The sequence below is a fragment of the Micromonospora sp. NPDC049171 genome, assembly GCF_040648275.1.
Taxonomy (GTDB): Bacteria; Actinomycetota; Actinomycetes; order Mycobacteriales; family Micromonosporaceae; genus Micromonospora.
Window position 1 is genome coordinate 15921 of record NZ_JBEZDJ010000034.1, and the last position, 14245, is coordinate 30165.

The 14245-nt window shown below is 69.0% G+C and carries 8 protein-coding genes; 2 read left to right on the forward strand and 6 right to left on the reverse strand.

The annotated features are described in order from the left end of the window. Positions 1-3: 3 nt before the first annotated feature. The 4 genes from AB0B14_RS32065 to acs form a co-directional block, all read right to left on the reverse strand. The gene (locus AB0B14_RS32065; protein WP_357525822.1) at positions 4-936 is read right to left on the reverse strand and encodes an alpha/beta hydrolase; all 933 of its coding nucleotides are present in this window, start codon (positions 934-936) and stop codon (positions 4-6) included. A 236-nt stretch (positions 937-1172) separates the two neighbouring features. Then, positions 1173-3626 carry an immune inhibitor A domain-containing protein gene (locus AB0B14_RS32070; protein ID WP_357525863.1) on the reverse strand — a complete coding sequence of 818 codons (2454 nt, stop codon included), beginning with the start codon at positions 3624-3626 and terminating at the stop codon, positions 1173-1175. Positions 3627-3970: 344 nt separating this feature from the next. After that, on the reverse strand, positions 3971-6766 hold the full coding sequence (locus tag AB0B14_RS32075) for an immune inhibitor A domain-containing protein (protein WP_357525824.1): 2796 nt from the start codon (positions 6764-6766) through the stop codon (positions 3971-3973). 268 nt (positions 6767-7034) lie between these two features. Continuing rightward, positions 7035-8999 carry an acetate--CoA ligase gene (gene acs, locus AB0B14_RS32080; RefSeq protein WP_357525826.1) on the reverse strand — a complete coding sequence of 655 codons (1965 nt, stop codon included), beginning with the start codon at positions 8997-8999 and terminating at the stop codon, positions 7035-7037. Between the two features lie 264 nt (positions 9000-9263). Here acs and AB0B14_RS32085 point away from each other — a divergent pair, with 264 nt between their 5' ends. Beyond that, positions 9264-10010, forward strand: coding sequence for an oxidoreductase (locus AB0B14_RS32085; protein ID WP_357068580.1), 747 nt, complete (start codon positions 9264-9266; stop codon positions 10008-10010). Positions 10011-10200: 190 nt separating this feature from the next. Here AB0B14_RS32085 and AB0B14_RS32090 read toward each other — a convergent pair whose 3' ends face one another. Then, on the reverse strand, positions 10201-11004 hold the full coding sequence (locus AB0B14_RS32090; RefSeq protein ID WP_357068578.1) for an HAD-IB family hydrolase: 804 nt from the start codon (positions 11002-11004) through the stop codon (positions 10201-10203). 736 nt (positions 11005-11740) lie between these two features. On the opposite strand from AB0B14_RS32090, the gene AB0B14_RS32095 reads away from it, so the two are divergent. Then, positions 11741-12112 carry a hypothetical protein gene (locus AB0B14_RS32095; protein WP_357068576.1) on the forward strand — a complete coding sequence of 124 codons (372 nt, stop codon included), beginning with the start codon at positions 11741-11743 and terminating at the stop codon, positions 12110-12112. A 933-nt stretch (positions 12113-13045) separates the two neighbouring features. Here the strand turns inward: AB0B14_RS32095 and AB0B14_RS32100 are convergent. Next, positions 13046-14245: hypothetical protein (locus AB0B14_RS32100; protein ID WP_357525828.1), on the reverse strand; the 1200-nt coding region annotated here is incomplete at its 5' end.

Sequence of the window (14245 nt, forward strand, 5' to 3'; positions counted from 1 at the left end):
CGGTCAGCTCTTGGCCCAGCGCAGGATCTCGCCGAGCACCAACTCCGGCGCCTCCAGGTGCGGGAAGTGCCCCACCCCGTCGAGCAGTCGCCACTCGTACGGGGCGACGACGTAGCGCCCGGAGCCCAGGGCGGTGCGCGGCAGGGAGGCGGGGTCCAGCGCGCCGTGCAGTTGCAGGGTCGGGGTGGCCAGTGGTTTCTGCATCAGGCGGACGAACCGGTAGCCGTGCAGCCGCAGCAGTGAGCGGAACGCCCAGCGGTAGCCCTCCAACGCGCAGAACGCGGCCTGCGGGATGCACATCGCCTCCCGACACCGCTCGGCGTACGCGTCGAAGTCCGGCCCGGTGACCCAGTGTGGTCCGCCCCAGCGGCGCAGGATCTCCGCGACGGCAGCCGCGCCGTCGCGGGTCAGTACGTGTTCGTAGCGGGGGAGTTGGAACTTCAACGCGGGGGTGGAGGCGGCGAACTGCCCGCGTGGGTCGGCGAAGATGCCGGCGCGCAGGCGCAGCGGGTGTGGTGCCCCCAACACCACGAGCCGGCGGACCAGGGGCGGGTGGAAGGACGCCACCGTCCAGCCCACCATGCCGCCGACGCCGCTGCCCACGATCGTCGTCGACCGTTCACCGAGCGCGCGGATCAACCCGGCGATGTCGGCCGCGAGGGTGTAACCGTCGTACCCCCGGGGTGGTTTGTCGCTGGCGCCGTAGCCGCGCAGGTCGACGGCGACCGCCCGGAAGCCGGCGTCGGCGACCGCCGGGAGCATCCGGTGCCACGCCCACCAGTGTTCTGGGAAGCCGTGCAGGAAGAGCACCATCGGCCCGGTGCCGGCCTCGACCACATGGAAGCGGGTGCCGTTGGCGCCGACGAAACGGTGCGTCCACGGCCCCTCGGTGAGGACACAGGACTCGTCGACGACTCCGCCGCGCTGGTCGGTCATGGCAGACAGCCTAGGACCCGGTCACCGGCGACGGCCCTGGTGGTCGCGTTGAACAGGGAGAAGCTCGGGATGTCCCCTAGCGACACGCTGGCGCGGGTCGGCCGCGTCAACGGGTGCCGATGCCGGCGCGAACCCCGGTCGGCGCGACGAGCACGGCGAATCCGGCCGGCTGGACGAAGGGCGGCGCCCGGGCAGACAAGCTGCCCGGGCGCCGCTGGGTGGTGCGGGATCGTCGGTCAGAAGATCCGGATCTTCATCGAGGTGCCGTCCTGCTCCAGAACCTTGATCTTGACACCGGTCGCGGGGAGCTTGACGCCGTGGTTCGGCAGCTCCTCGTAGAAGTACTTCTTGGTGTCGTCGAACAGGGGCTGGGCAGCCTGACCGCGGATGTACTGCGGCTGGCTGTTGAGGCGCAGGGTGAACGAGTCGGCCTTCTTGAGGCTGAACGGCGCGTCGTAGACCTGGACCCGGGCCCGCCACGGAGCACCGGTCAGGTTGTAGATCGGCTCCGGGTGCGCGTCGATGTACAGGTTGCGACCCTCACCCGGGTGACCACCCGGGTTGGCCTCCGACGCCGGCATGGTGTTGTTGTCGGAGAACCGGGTGTTCCAGTACGAGATGAGCAGGCCCTCCTGGTACGCGTAGTGGTCCACCCAGTCCGGGCGGGTGTTCGCGTAGCCGAAGAAGTACGGGCCGGTCTTCAGGTACTTGTCGTACGAGACGTACGACCGGTTGCCGGCGATGTAGAAGTTGTCGAACAGCCGGGTGTAGGTCGCACCGACCACCTGGAAGTCCTCCAGGGCCCAGCCGGCGTCGGTCTCGGCGCCGTCGCTGAACACGGTCTGCCCGTCGGCGGTCACGGTGATCGCGTCACCGAAGAAACCGCCCTCGGAGACACCACCGTCGGTGACGTAGTGCAGGCGAACCTGCGCCGCCTTGCCGGCGACCGCCGTCAGCGGGATGTTGATGTCGACCCAGGTGCCCTTGCTGCTGCCGGAGAGGGCCGGGCGGCCGGCGCCATCGACGCCGATCGGCTGGCCGTTGGCCGTGCCGTTCAGGTCGATCCAGGTCTGGCCACCGTCCGTCGACGCCTCGAAGTAGAGGTAGTCGTAGTTGGATTCGATGCTGTACTTGCCCTTGAGCGACAGCGCCGCGGAAGACTTGCCGGTGAGGTCGAACGTCCTCGTCATCGAGCTGTCGAGGTCGTCCTCGTTACCGGAGAAATACTGCTTGGAGCCTTCGACAGGTGCGCCGTAGTTGAAGGTGTACTCCCGCTTGGGCAGCACCACCACGACAGCCTGTGCTTCCTTCGAGTTGTACTCCTGTGGACCGAGCTCCAGCTTCTTGTCCTGGCCCGCCACGACCACCTCGTAGTCGAGCCAGCCGAGCTGGAACTTGTTCCACGCGCCGAGGTCGCCGCCCCGGTCGCCGATGCCGGCGTCGTTCTTGGCACCGAGCCGGCTCTGGGCCATCAGGGTCCAGTGCTCGTTGTTGTTGTCCCCGGGTCCGTAGTCGTCCGGCAGGCCCAGGTCGTGGGCGTACTCGTGGTAGAAGACGCTGCGGCCGCCGTTTTCCGGCTGGATCGTGTAGTCGCGGATCCAGATGCCAGTGTTGCCGATCTGGGTGCCACCAGCCCGGTTGTTCGCCGGGCCGACGGGCGAGCTGTTGAACGCCGACCAACGGTGGCTCCAGATGGCGTCCTCACCCTGCTGCGGGTCACCGTCGGCCTGGTCGCCGCCGGAGTGGACGATCTGGAAGTGGTCGATGTAACCGTCGGACTCGTTGAAGTTGCCGTCGTGGTCGAAGTCGAATCGGTCCCACTGGTCGAAGGACTTCATCTCCTCGGCGATCTGCGCGTCCGTCCGGCCCTTGGCCTTCTGGTCGACGACCCACTGGTTGGCGGCGTCGCGGACCAGGTCCCAGGTGTTCGAGCAGACGTTGTCGGCGCAGACGGCCCGGTCGTCCCGCGGGTCGATCGGCTGGCCGGGCAGCGGGTCCGGGATCGGGTCGTCGGAGCGCCCGTAACGGGCCTCGTTGTACCGGACCTTGACCCAGTCGGTCACCTCACCCTCGACGGTGTAGCGACCCGAGGACTGCGCCTCGTAGTACTGCTTGAGCGACTCGTCGCCCGGGTTGGTGCCGAAGTAGACCTGGCGGAAGTGCTCCGGGCTGAAGTCCGGCTGCCAGATGGTGGAGTTGTCCACGGCCCGGTTGGGCTCGGGGATCTTGTTGTGCAGCGGCCCCTGGAACGTCGTCGGCCCGGCGATGTCCGGGGCCATGTCCTTGTCCGGGAAGGACGGGTGCCGCTCGTCACCGAACTCGGCCAGGATCACGAAGATCTTGTCGGTCCGCTCACGCTCAAGCTCGACGTACTGATCCTGGGTGGGCGGATCGGTGGCGGCGGTGCGGGCGTTGGCCTTGTTGGTGGCCTGCTTCCCGACCTCGCCGACCTTGACGACGGTGCTGCCGTTGCGCTCGATCGGCTTGCTGCGGCCGCTCAGCACGTCGCTGAGGCCCTGCTCGCGCAGGGCGCGCCGCTTGTCCTCGAGCGTGTCGGGAAGCTCATCCTTCAGCGCCTGCGGTTCGGCAGCGGCAGGTGCTGCTACCGGCAGTTTGGGCTGAGGCGCCGCCGAGGCGGACGGGCCGAAAGCCAGGCCTGTCGCCGTCAGTGAGAGCCCGAGCAGACCCACTGCGACTTTGCGCACGTGGTACCTCCGGTGTGAGGGAACCGGCCCAACGGGGGTAGAGGCCGGTGGGAGATCGATCCCACGAGTGGGACCATTGGTGAACATAGTTACTGCCGGGACGGGTGGGAAGACGAACGCGTCGATTTGTTGCAAGATTTTGTTGGGAATGCTTTCCACCGTCACACCCCAACGCTTCATCAGCCACGTTGACCAGCGGAGGCTCGGCCGCCCCGGGTTGCAACGACACATTTCGATCAATGTGATCGATGTACGACAGTGGGGCCGGAGGCGTCTCCGCCACCGGCCCCACCAACACCGCTGAAATCAGTTACCGCTCAACCGAACGACTACTTCTTCGCCGGGGTGACGAAGATCGTCGCGGACGAGTTGTCCTTCGCGGCCTTCTTGACGGTGAGCGACACGCCGTAGTTCACGCCCGCGTCACCGGGGTTGCCGGTGCCCAGCACGATCGCGCCACCGCCCAGGGTCACGCCGTAGAACTCCGGCGCCGGGCTACCGTCCGGGTGGGTGACCCGGGTGGTGTACGGCGCGTTGTTCCGCGACGGGACGACCACCGACGCGTCGTTGTCCCGCGCGTACGGAGACCCGTCCCGCATCTCGATGCCCGGGTACCAGGTCTTGGCATCGGTGAAGGACTTCACCGGCGCCTGCGCCTTGAACTTCGTGCAGTACGCGCTGTACGGCTCGCCCGCCGCCTCCAGGCACTCCGTGAAGGGGTACGTCTTCTGGAGACCGAAGGCCGCGTTGGCCGACTGCGGACGGCTGGGCAGGTTGTCCGTCACCGACGGGTCCTTCTCGGCCGCCACGCCCGTGCGGCGGTACGGGTCGAAGTGCGAGTCGACGATGAGCAACCCGCCCTTCGCGCCGTAGCTGGGCAGGGCGGTCATCTGCCCGGTGACGTGGTTGACGTCGCCGAGCGCGCTGTCCCGGTACCACACGAGCATGCCCGGCGCGTTGTACGAGATCCGGTCGACCTTCCACGCCTCGTGCGAGTAGATCGTGTCGTACGCGTACTTCAGGCCCTTGTCGAAGCCGTCGAAGTTGCGCCACTCGGCCAGGTAGAACTGCGCGTGCACCTCGGTGCCGCTGGAGACCTTCCAGCCCCCGCCGTTGGTGTCGACGAAGGTGCCGCCGGTGGCCGTCCAGCCGTTGGCGCCGCCCTCGACGTCGTCGCTCCACGTGGTGGCGCCGCCGCCGGTGACCGAGAAGTCGTCGGCGAACCAGTTGCGCTCCTCGAACGCCTCGTCGGTGGCCTGGCGCAGTCGCAGCTGCACGGTCGTCCCCGCGTACGCCGACAGGTCGACGTAGTCGTGGCGCCAGCCGTTGGTGCTGCCGGTCAGGCCGTACTTCTTGCCGCCGAAGTCGTTCATCCGGCCGTTCGGGTCCGGGTAACCGTCGGGCGTGGTGACCACGGTGCCACCCTCGGCGTACACCTTCTGCTCGGTCCAGGTCGCGCCGCCGTCGGTGGAGAGCTCGACGAAGCCGTAGTCCCAGTCCTCTTCGATGATGTAGTTGTTCCACATCCAGAACTTGGCGTCCGCCGCCGACGGCACCTCGACCGACCGGCTCAGCTTGACGTCGGCCCAGCTCTGGTCGTTGTTGCTGTGCCACATCTTGGTGCCGCTGTGCGGCGTGGCCAGCGTCGTGACCTTGTCCGGCAGGTCGACCTTGATGCCGTCCTCGGAGTCGATCGGCGTACGCGAGGTCTGCCCGAGCTTCACCTCACGCGGGTTGGACCCGGGGCGGATGGTCAGCGGGTCGGCCCAGCCGAGCACCCACTTGTCCCAGATGCCCATGTGCGTGGGCAGCGCCTGGAAGATCTCACCCGAGTGCGAGCCCGAGGCCATCAGGTCCCAGAAGTCCACGTCGGAGTCGGCGTTGCCGGACGTGTCGTAGAGGTCCGGCAGGCCCAGGTCGTGGCCGAACTCGTGGGCGAAGACACCAACGCCGGCGTCCTCCGGCTGCACGATGTAGTTCGACGCCTTGAGGTTGGTGCCCGGGATGGTGTAACCACCGGCGACCGTGGAGGAGTGCGCCCAGACGGCGTACACGCCCTCGGCGCCACCGCCACGCGACTTGCCCTGACCGGCGTGCACAAGCACGAGGTGGTCGATCACGCCGTCCGGCTCGTAGACGTTGCCGTCACCGTCGCGGTCGGCCTGGTCCTCGATGTCGTAGTCGGCCCACGGGAAGGTCGGGTCCTTCGCGACGAGCGCGTCGATCGCGTCGGTCGCCAGGCGGCCCGCGCCGGCCGGGTTGTCCGGGTGGCCGTTCATCGACTGCTCGCGGCCGGGAACCCAGGCGCCGGTCTCGTCCTGGAAGCAGCGGTTGGCCGCGTACCAGCCCTCCGAGTGCGGCACGGTGATCCACGGGCTGGCCTGCCCGTCCACCGTGTACGCGTTCTTGGACATCTCCAGGTACATGTTGTGCATCGTGCGACCGGCGAGGTCGATGCCCTTCTTGCCGTCCGGGCCCTTCAGGTCCTTGCGGACCCGCTCGGTGATGCCCTTCTTGCTGTACAGCATCTTGTTGTAGTGCGACGGCGAGAAGTCCGGCACCCACATCGAGTTGTTGTCCTCGTGCGGCAGCCGCGACGGGTCCGGGATCTTGTTGTGCTTCGGCCCGTTCTGCACGGTGCCGGGCACGCAGGTGCGGTCCTCGAACACCGTCTTCGGGACCATCACGCCGGTGAAGTCGTCGTTGGCCTTGTCGTTGAACTCGACGAGCAACGTCAACAGCTTCGCCGTCTGCGTGGTCGGCGCCTTCTTGAACTTGCGGGGGTTCTGACCGGTCTTCAGCGACTTGGCCTCGTCCTTGGCCAGCTGCCGGGCGGTCACCGGGTTACCCGGAGCGTGCTTCTGGTCGAACTCGCGCGCGGACTCCACGGCAGGGGTGTAGACGCCGCCCTTGCCCTTTACCTCGCGGCCGGTGGTGTCCGGCTGCACCTCGGGCTCGGCGTAGTTGATGTAGTACTCATCGGCGCCGATCACCGCCCGGGGCGTCGGCGATGCCGACTGGGCGGCCGCGCTGCCAGTCACGGTCAGTGACGTGGCCGCGAGGGCGATGGCGGGCAGCGCGACGAGTAGCCGTCGGCGCGACCCGGACTGGGGTTTGTGGTTCATGCCGCTCCGTTTCTCGGGCATGGGGAGGAGGACATGGGGTCGTTCGACGATCGATGTGACGAGCGTCGAACTCTCCCAACCTGCGTGAACCTAAGTCACAACCAACCGAAAGGACAGAGGTGACCCACCGTCTGTGGCCGTTTAGCCGCTGTCGGGTCGGCCGACCGACCGATGTGACAGCGGCGCGCCGGCGTGAGTCGTACCCGTAAGAAATGACGGAGGGTGGCGGTCCGCACGGACCGCCACCCTCCGGTGTGTACGTCTGCCGTCAGTCCTCGTCGGACTTCGCGCCGCTCATCCCCGACGAGATCAACTCCATCACCGACGAGTCCTGCAACGTGGTCACGTCACCGAGCGACCGGTTCTCCGCGACATCGCGCAGCAACCGGCGCATGATCTTGCCCGAGCGGGTCTTCGGCAGCTCCGGCACCAGCATGATCTGCCGCGGCTTGGCGATCGGCCCGAGCGTCTTCGACACGTGGTTGCGCAACTCGGCGATGAGCTGCTCACCCGCGTCGCCGGCGATGTCGGTGCTGCCGCGCGGGATGGCGAACGCGACGATGGCCTGCCCGGTGGTCGGGTCGGTCGCACCCACCACCGCCGCCTCGGCCACCGACGGGTGCGACACCAGCGCCGACTCCACCTCCGTGGTGGAGATGTTGTGCCCGGACACCAGCATCACGTCGTCGACCCGGCCGAGCAGCCAGATGTGCCCGTCGTCGTCCTTCTTCGCCCCGTCACCGGCGAAGTACATGCCCTCGAACCGGCTCCAGTAGGTCTCGATGAACCGGTCGTCGTCACCCCAGATGGTGCGCAGCATCGACGGCCACGGCTCGCGCAGCACCAGGTAACCGCCACCGCCGTTCGGCACCGACTGGCCCTGGTCGTCCACCACGTCGGCCACGATGCCCGGCAGCGGGGCCATCGCCGACCCCGGCTTCGTCGCGGTCACCCCCGGCAACGGGGAGATCATCATGGCGCCCGTCTCGGTCTGCCACCAGGTGTCGACGATGGGCAGCGCTCCGCCGCCGATGAACTCCCTGTACCACATCCAGGCCTCGGGGTTGATCGGCTCGCCGACGCTGCCGAGCAGCCGCAGCGACGACAGGTCGTGGCCGGCCGGAATGTCCTCGCCCCACTTCATCATCGTGCGGATCAGCGTCGGCGCGGTGTAGAGGATGCTGACCTTGTACTTCTCGACGATGTCCCAGAAGCGGCCCTTGTGCGGGGTGTCCGGGGTGCCCTCGTACATCACCTGGGTCGCGCCGTTGGAGAGCGGGCCGTACACGATGTAGGTGTGGCCGGTGACCCAGCCGATGTCGGCGGTGCACCAGTAGACGTCCGTCTCCGGCTTGAGGTCGAAGACCGCGTGTGTCGTGTACGACGCCTGGGTCAGGTAGCCGCCGGTGGTGTGCAGGATGCCCTTCGGGCGGGCCGTGGTGCCGCTGGTGTAGAGGATGAACAGCGGGTGCTCCGCGTCGAACGGCTGCGCGGTGTGCTCGGCCGACGCGGTCTCCACCGTCTCGTGCCACCAGTGGTCCTTCGCCGACCAGGCCACCTCCTCGCCGGTGCGGCGGACCACCAGCACGTGCTCCACCGACGGGCAACTCGCCACCGCCTCGTCCACCGTCGGCTTCAGCGCCGACGGCTTGCCCCGCCGGTAGCCACCATCCGCGGTGATCACCACCTTGGCGCTGGCGTCCTGGATGCGGTTGCTCAGCGAGTCGGCGGAGAAGCCGCCGAAGACCACACTGTGCGCCGCGCCGATCCGGGCGCAGGCCAGCATCGCGACCGCCGCCTCCGGAATCATCGGCAGGTAGATCGCCACCCGGTCGCCGGCCGTGACACCCAGCTCGGTGAGCGTGTTCGCCGCCCGGCAGGTCAACTCGTGCAGGTCGGCGTACGTGATGGTCCGGGTGTCGCCCGGCTCGCCCTCCCAGTGGATGGCGACCTTGTCGCCCCGGCCCGCCTCGACGTGCCGGTCCAGGCAGTTGTACGCGACGTTGAGCTGCCCACCGACGAACCACTTCGCGAACGGCGGGTTCGACCAGTCGAGCACCTCGTCCCACGTCTTCGACCAGGCCAGCCGGTCGGCCTGCTTCGCCCAGAAGGCGAGCCGGTCGGCCTCGGCCTCGGCGTAGGCGTCGATGGTGACGTTGGCGTGCGCGGCGAGTTCGGCCGGCGGGGGGAACTGGCGCGTCTCGTTCAGCAGATTGGCCAATGCCTCGCTCATGCCGTGACTCCTCGTCCTCGGGTGACCTGCGTCTCGCTGGGCACGAGGGTAGTCGCGGGTCCTCCGGGCGGCGACCGCTGCCCGCCCCGTCGCGCCGAGCGGCCCCCGCCGCGCGCCCGACGGCCCTCCCCACCCGGGTCGCCGCACGTGGCACCTTGCCCGCAAGGGGTGTCGGCGTTGAACGGGGTGCCGGGGCGGGTGGTCCGGGTCGCGCTGCGGCCGGGTGCGCCCCGCCGGGCCGGGCCGGGTCGTTAGCGTGACGGGGTGACCTCCGACCCGCTCGCGCCCCTGCTCGCGCTCGCCGACGTCCCCGCCGCCGTCGAACGGGCCCGGGAACGATTCGACCAGGCGCTCGGGCACCGGGCGCTGCGCCGGCACGGCGGGCAGGTCGCCGCCGAGGTCAGCCTCCGCTCCGCGGTGGCCAGCGCCGCCCTTGAGGGGGCCGGGCACGAACGCGAGGCGGTCCGGGCCGGCACCGTGACCGATCCCGTGCTCCAGGGAGCCCTGCGGGTCGCCGGGGCACTGCCCAGCCTGAGTGACCTGTGGCCGAAGGCACCCCGCCAGGCTCTCGCGAAACTGCACGTGCTCGCCGCGCGCGACATCGTGCCGGAGGCCGAGCTGGGCCGCCCGGTGGCCGACCCGGTGGTCGCCACCCGACTGGACGGGCTCGCCGGGCTGGTCGCCGGTGGCACGAAGGTCTCTCCGCTGGTGCTTGCCGCGGTCGTACACGGAGAGCTGCTGAACCTGCGCCCGTTCGCCGGGCCGTCCGGCGTGGTGGCCCGGGGCGCCGCCCGGCTGGTGCTGCTCGCCAGCGGCCTCGACCCGCGCGGCCTACTCGCCGTCGATGTCGGGCACCGCGAGCGCGAGCCCGAGTACGTCGGTTCGGCAGGTGCCTTCGCCACCGGCACTCCGGACGGACTGCGTTCCTGGCTACGCCACTACATGTCGGCTGTCGAGGTCGGCGCCGACCAACTCACCGCCATCGGCGACGAGATCCTCGCCGCCACCTGAGCGGACCCACTGCGCTGTCGCCCCTGTGCCCCGCCCCTTGCCGCGCGCCCCTGTGCCCCGCCCCTTGCCGCGTCGATCATGCAGTTATGGTGGGCCGCAAAAGGTGCCAATCGGGTGAAGATGCCCACCACGACTCCATGATCGACCCGAGAGTGGGTGGCGCGGGGGTGGGGGTGGGGTGGGTGGGGGGTTAGGCGGTGGTGGCGGCGCGGGTGCGACGGTGGCGGCCGTACCAGGCGATCCCGATCGCAACGCCCACCCCGACGCCCAGGGCCGCAGCGGCCACCGGGACGGCGGGTCGTTCCCGCAGGCGGCGGCCCAGTGGGATCGGGTGCCGGAACTCCAGGACCGGCCAGGCGTTCTCCGAGGCCAGCTTGCGCAGCTGCCGGTCCGGGTTGACCACACTCGGGTGTCCGACGCACTCCAGCAGAGGACGATCGCTGTACGAGTCCGAGTAGGCGTACGAGTCGGCCAGGTCGTAACCCCGGGCGGCGGCCAGCTCGCCGACCGCCTCGACCTTGCTCGGGCCGGCCGCGTAGAACTCGACCTCGCCGCTGTACCGGCCGTCCCGGACCGTCATCCGGGTGGCGATCACGTCGGTGACCCCGAGCAACTCGCCGATCGGGCGGACCATCTCCTCGCCCGACGCCGACACCAGCACCACGTCTCGCCCGGCCGCCTGGTGCTCCGCGATCAGCACGGCGGCTTCGGCGTACACATAGGGGTTGATCAGCTCGTGCAGTGTCTCCGCGACGATCTGGCGGACCTGCTCCACCTGCCAGCCCTTGCAGAGCGCGGCCAGGTAGTCCCGTGTTCGGGCCATGGTCTGCTCGTCGGTGCCGCCCAGCCGGAACATCAGCTGCGCGTACGCCGACTTGACCACATCACGCCGGGTGATCAGCCCGTCCCGGTAGAACGGCCGACCGAACGCCAGGGCGCTCGACTTGGCGATGACGGTCTTGTCCAGATCGAAGAAAGCGGCACTTCGGCCCACGGCGCGAAAGTCTAGCCGGATGGTCTATCGTCGGCGGGTGCCCGGGGGCAGGCCACCCGTCCAGACCTGCCGGCTGGCACCATTAATCCCGCTCTGCGTGATCACGATCACAGCCTGCGAGGAGAATTTCGCACTGAGTGGGGTCGGCACCACTCGACGTGACGGGTCCGCTCAGGCAGACTTGTCCGTACGACGAGCTTTCACATCCTCGAAACCGACAAGACCCTCAGCGGTTGCACCCCCCGTGGCCGCTGAGTGGTTCGGCTCGACCCCCCCGGAGCCGAACCTTCGACGACCCCCGTCTCCCCCCGGCGGGGGTCGTCCCTTTCCCGTGGGAGCGTGCCACCGTGGTCCCCCGGCCCGTCCAGATCTTCCGGGATGCCGTCGCATGGTCGGAGGCGGCAGGGCCGTCGGGGGTATGGGCGTGCTGGTCGGGGCTTTCATGTGCAGAGCCTCGGTCGCGGCTCTCGCCGACGTGGGTGGCCAAGCCGGACGCGCCACTGGGGATTGGGATCGCGTGCCACGGGAGAGCCGTCGGTGTGGGCTGTTCCGGTGGGCGGTGCGCTGCAAGCGGGAGGTCGATACGCCATGGGCCTCCACCGCCGCGGCGCGCCCATGCTCGTTGACCGGTCGACGTCGGCCACAGCTACCGGACCGTTGACCCCATTCGTGAGCCGAAGGTGCAACCGCTGTCACGTACCGCGACGTGTCGTTGCTGGCTGGCACACTCCGGCGCATGAGTTATGACCTGGCGGTGTGGGAGGGCGACAGGCCGGCCGACAACGCCGAAGCGCTGACTGCCTTCCAGGCTCTCTACGAGAGGTGTGTCAGTGCAGGCCAGATCCCGCCGACGCCGCGCATCCGAGCCTATGTCGAAGCCCTACTTGAGCGGTGGATCGACCTCACCGAGGACGACGACGAAGAGCGGAGCCCGTGGTCGACGGGGCCACTGATCGCGGAGGCATCGGGACCGTTCATCTACTTCCCGATGGTGTACAGCCGTTGTGCGGAGGTCTCGGCTGGTGCCGCACGAATCGCGGCGGAACACGGCCTGGTCTGCTTCGATCCGCAGTTGGGTCTGCTTCGGCCCGCCCCTGAAGAGCTGTAGGAGCCGTCGACCGCCCCAGGATGCGGGGGTGGCGTTGGGTGGCTGTAGCGCGCGCACAGCCGAGAAGTCCGTAGCGCGGAAGGGTCTCAGCGTCAGCCCACCCATGGCGAACGCGGTCAGTGCACCGCCAGACCAGTGTCGGTCGGTCTTCAGCGGATGCCGCACCGCCGCGTCACTGAGAGGTGCGGCGGCTCGACGCGTACCGGTGGCTATGAACAGCAACGCCACGGCGACCGCGACTGTCGCCCCACTGTGGTCGCTCGTAATGACGCTCCGGGGGGCGTGCGCCCGGTCGCGGGTCTACCGCGGTGCCGGCGCATCCGGATTGCCACCAGCACTGCTGCGGAAATGCTGACGCCCTGCCTGGCGATCACGGTTGAGGTGTGGTCGACGTCTGGCCCCGCGTGCCTCGCCACAAGCGGAGCGACCAGCTTGGTGGTGATTCACCGCCGAACTGCGAGTCCTTTGGATAAGCGGTTTCGGGTTGCCGCTCCGAACTGCGGTGGGCACGCCAGATTGTGACTAATATCCACTTTGACCTAAAAAGCGGGCACCTCTTGCTAAACCACCTTCAGAGGATGAGTCAGTCCAATACGCTGCAACTCGCCTGATAGGTGACGTTAAGTCATCGCAAAGTAGCTCTGGGTATGTCCGGGGTGGCTCTCTGGAGGGGTCATGAGCAACGACCGACGGCTGCAGCGCGCGCTGAAGCATGGCCGCGCCGCTTCAGGGCTGGGCTCTGCCCTGCTGGTAGTCGGAATGACGGGCGGGCCTGCGGCCGCAGCGCCACCCGAGGAAGCGACTTCCTCTGCCCGGGGCGTGCACGTAGGCACTCCGGGTCCGCTTGGGCAGTACGGCGGGTGGCCGTCGTCTTGGTCGACAGTCCGCCAGGACGGCGGCGATCTTGATTCGTCGGACCAGTTCCCGGGCACGTCAACGGACTGTGGCCCCCAGGGCTGGCAGGGCCCGTGGGCTAAACACGACGAGGGTAAGAAGCCGTACCCCCGCGATTCGCACGGCCCGAAGGGCACTCAAGGCCCCCAGGGCGACACAGGCGCTCAGGGTGCGCAGGGTGATGCGGGCGCTCAGGGCGCACGGGGCGCGCAAGGCTTCCAAGGTGCCCGAGGCGACAGTGGCGCTCAAGGCGACACCGGCGCCCAGGGTCCTCAAGGAATCGAGGGTGCCCAGGGGGACTCGGGCGCTCAAGGTGTTCAGGGCGCGCAGGGTGAGGCCGGCACGCAGGGAGCACAAGGTGCGCAGGGCAACGTGGGTGCTCAAGGTGCGCAGGGTGCGACGGGCTCGCAGGGTGCTCAGGGCTTCCAAGGTGCGCAGGGCGATGCAGGCGTTCAGGGTGCGACCGGAGCTCAGGGCGCACAGGGTGACGCAGGCGTTCAGGGCTCCCAAGGTTTCCAAGGTCTCCAGGGCGAGACGGGTGCTCAAGGTGCGCAGGGCGACGCCGGTGTGCAGGGCGCGCAGGGTGTTCAGGGCACGCAGGGTGTTCAGGGTGCGCAGGGCGAGGCTGGTGCTCAGGGCGCGGTGGGCGCGCAGGGCGCTCAGGGTTTCCAGGGCGAGACGGGCGCGCAGGGCGACGTCGGGGTCCAGGGCAACGTGGGTGCTCAAGGTGCGCAGGGCGGTGCGGGCGTTCAGGGTGCTCAAGGTTTCCAGGGCGTCCAGGGCGACGCTGGTGCTCAGGGCGCCCTGGGCGCTCAGGGCGTCCAAGGTGCGCAGGGCGAGGCCGGTACGCAGGGAGCTCAGGGTGAGGCCGGTGCTCAGGGCGCGCAGGGCGGTGCGGGCGTTCAGGGTGCTCAAGGTTTCCAGGGTGCCCAGGGCGATGCCGGGGTTCAGGGTGCTCAAGGTGCGGCGGGCGACGCCGGTGCTCAGGGCGCGCAGGGTGCGCAGGGCGACGTCGGAGTTCAGGGGACGCAGGGCTTCCAGGGTGCGCAGGGCGAGGCGGGCCTTCAGGGCGCTCAGGGTGCGCAAGGTAACGCCGGTACGCAGGGCGCTCAGGGCGCTCAGGGCGCTCAGGGTGACGCGGGTGTTCAGGGTGCGCAGGGCGAGGCCGGTACGCAAGGCGCGCAGGGCGAGGCCGGTGTTCAGGGTGCGCAAGGTTTCCAAGGCTTTCAGGGCGACGTG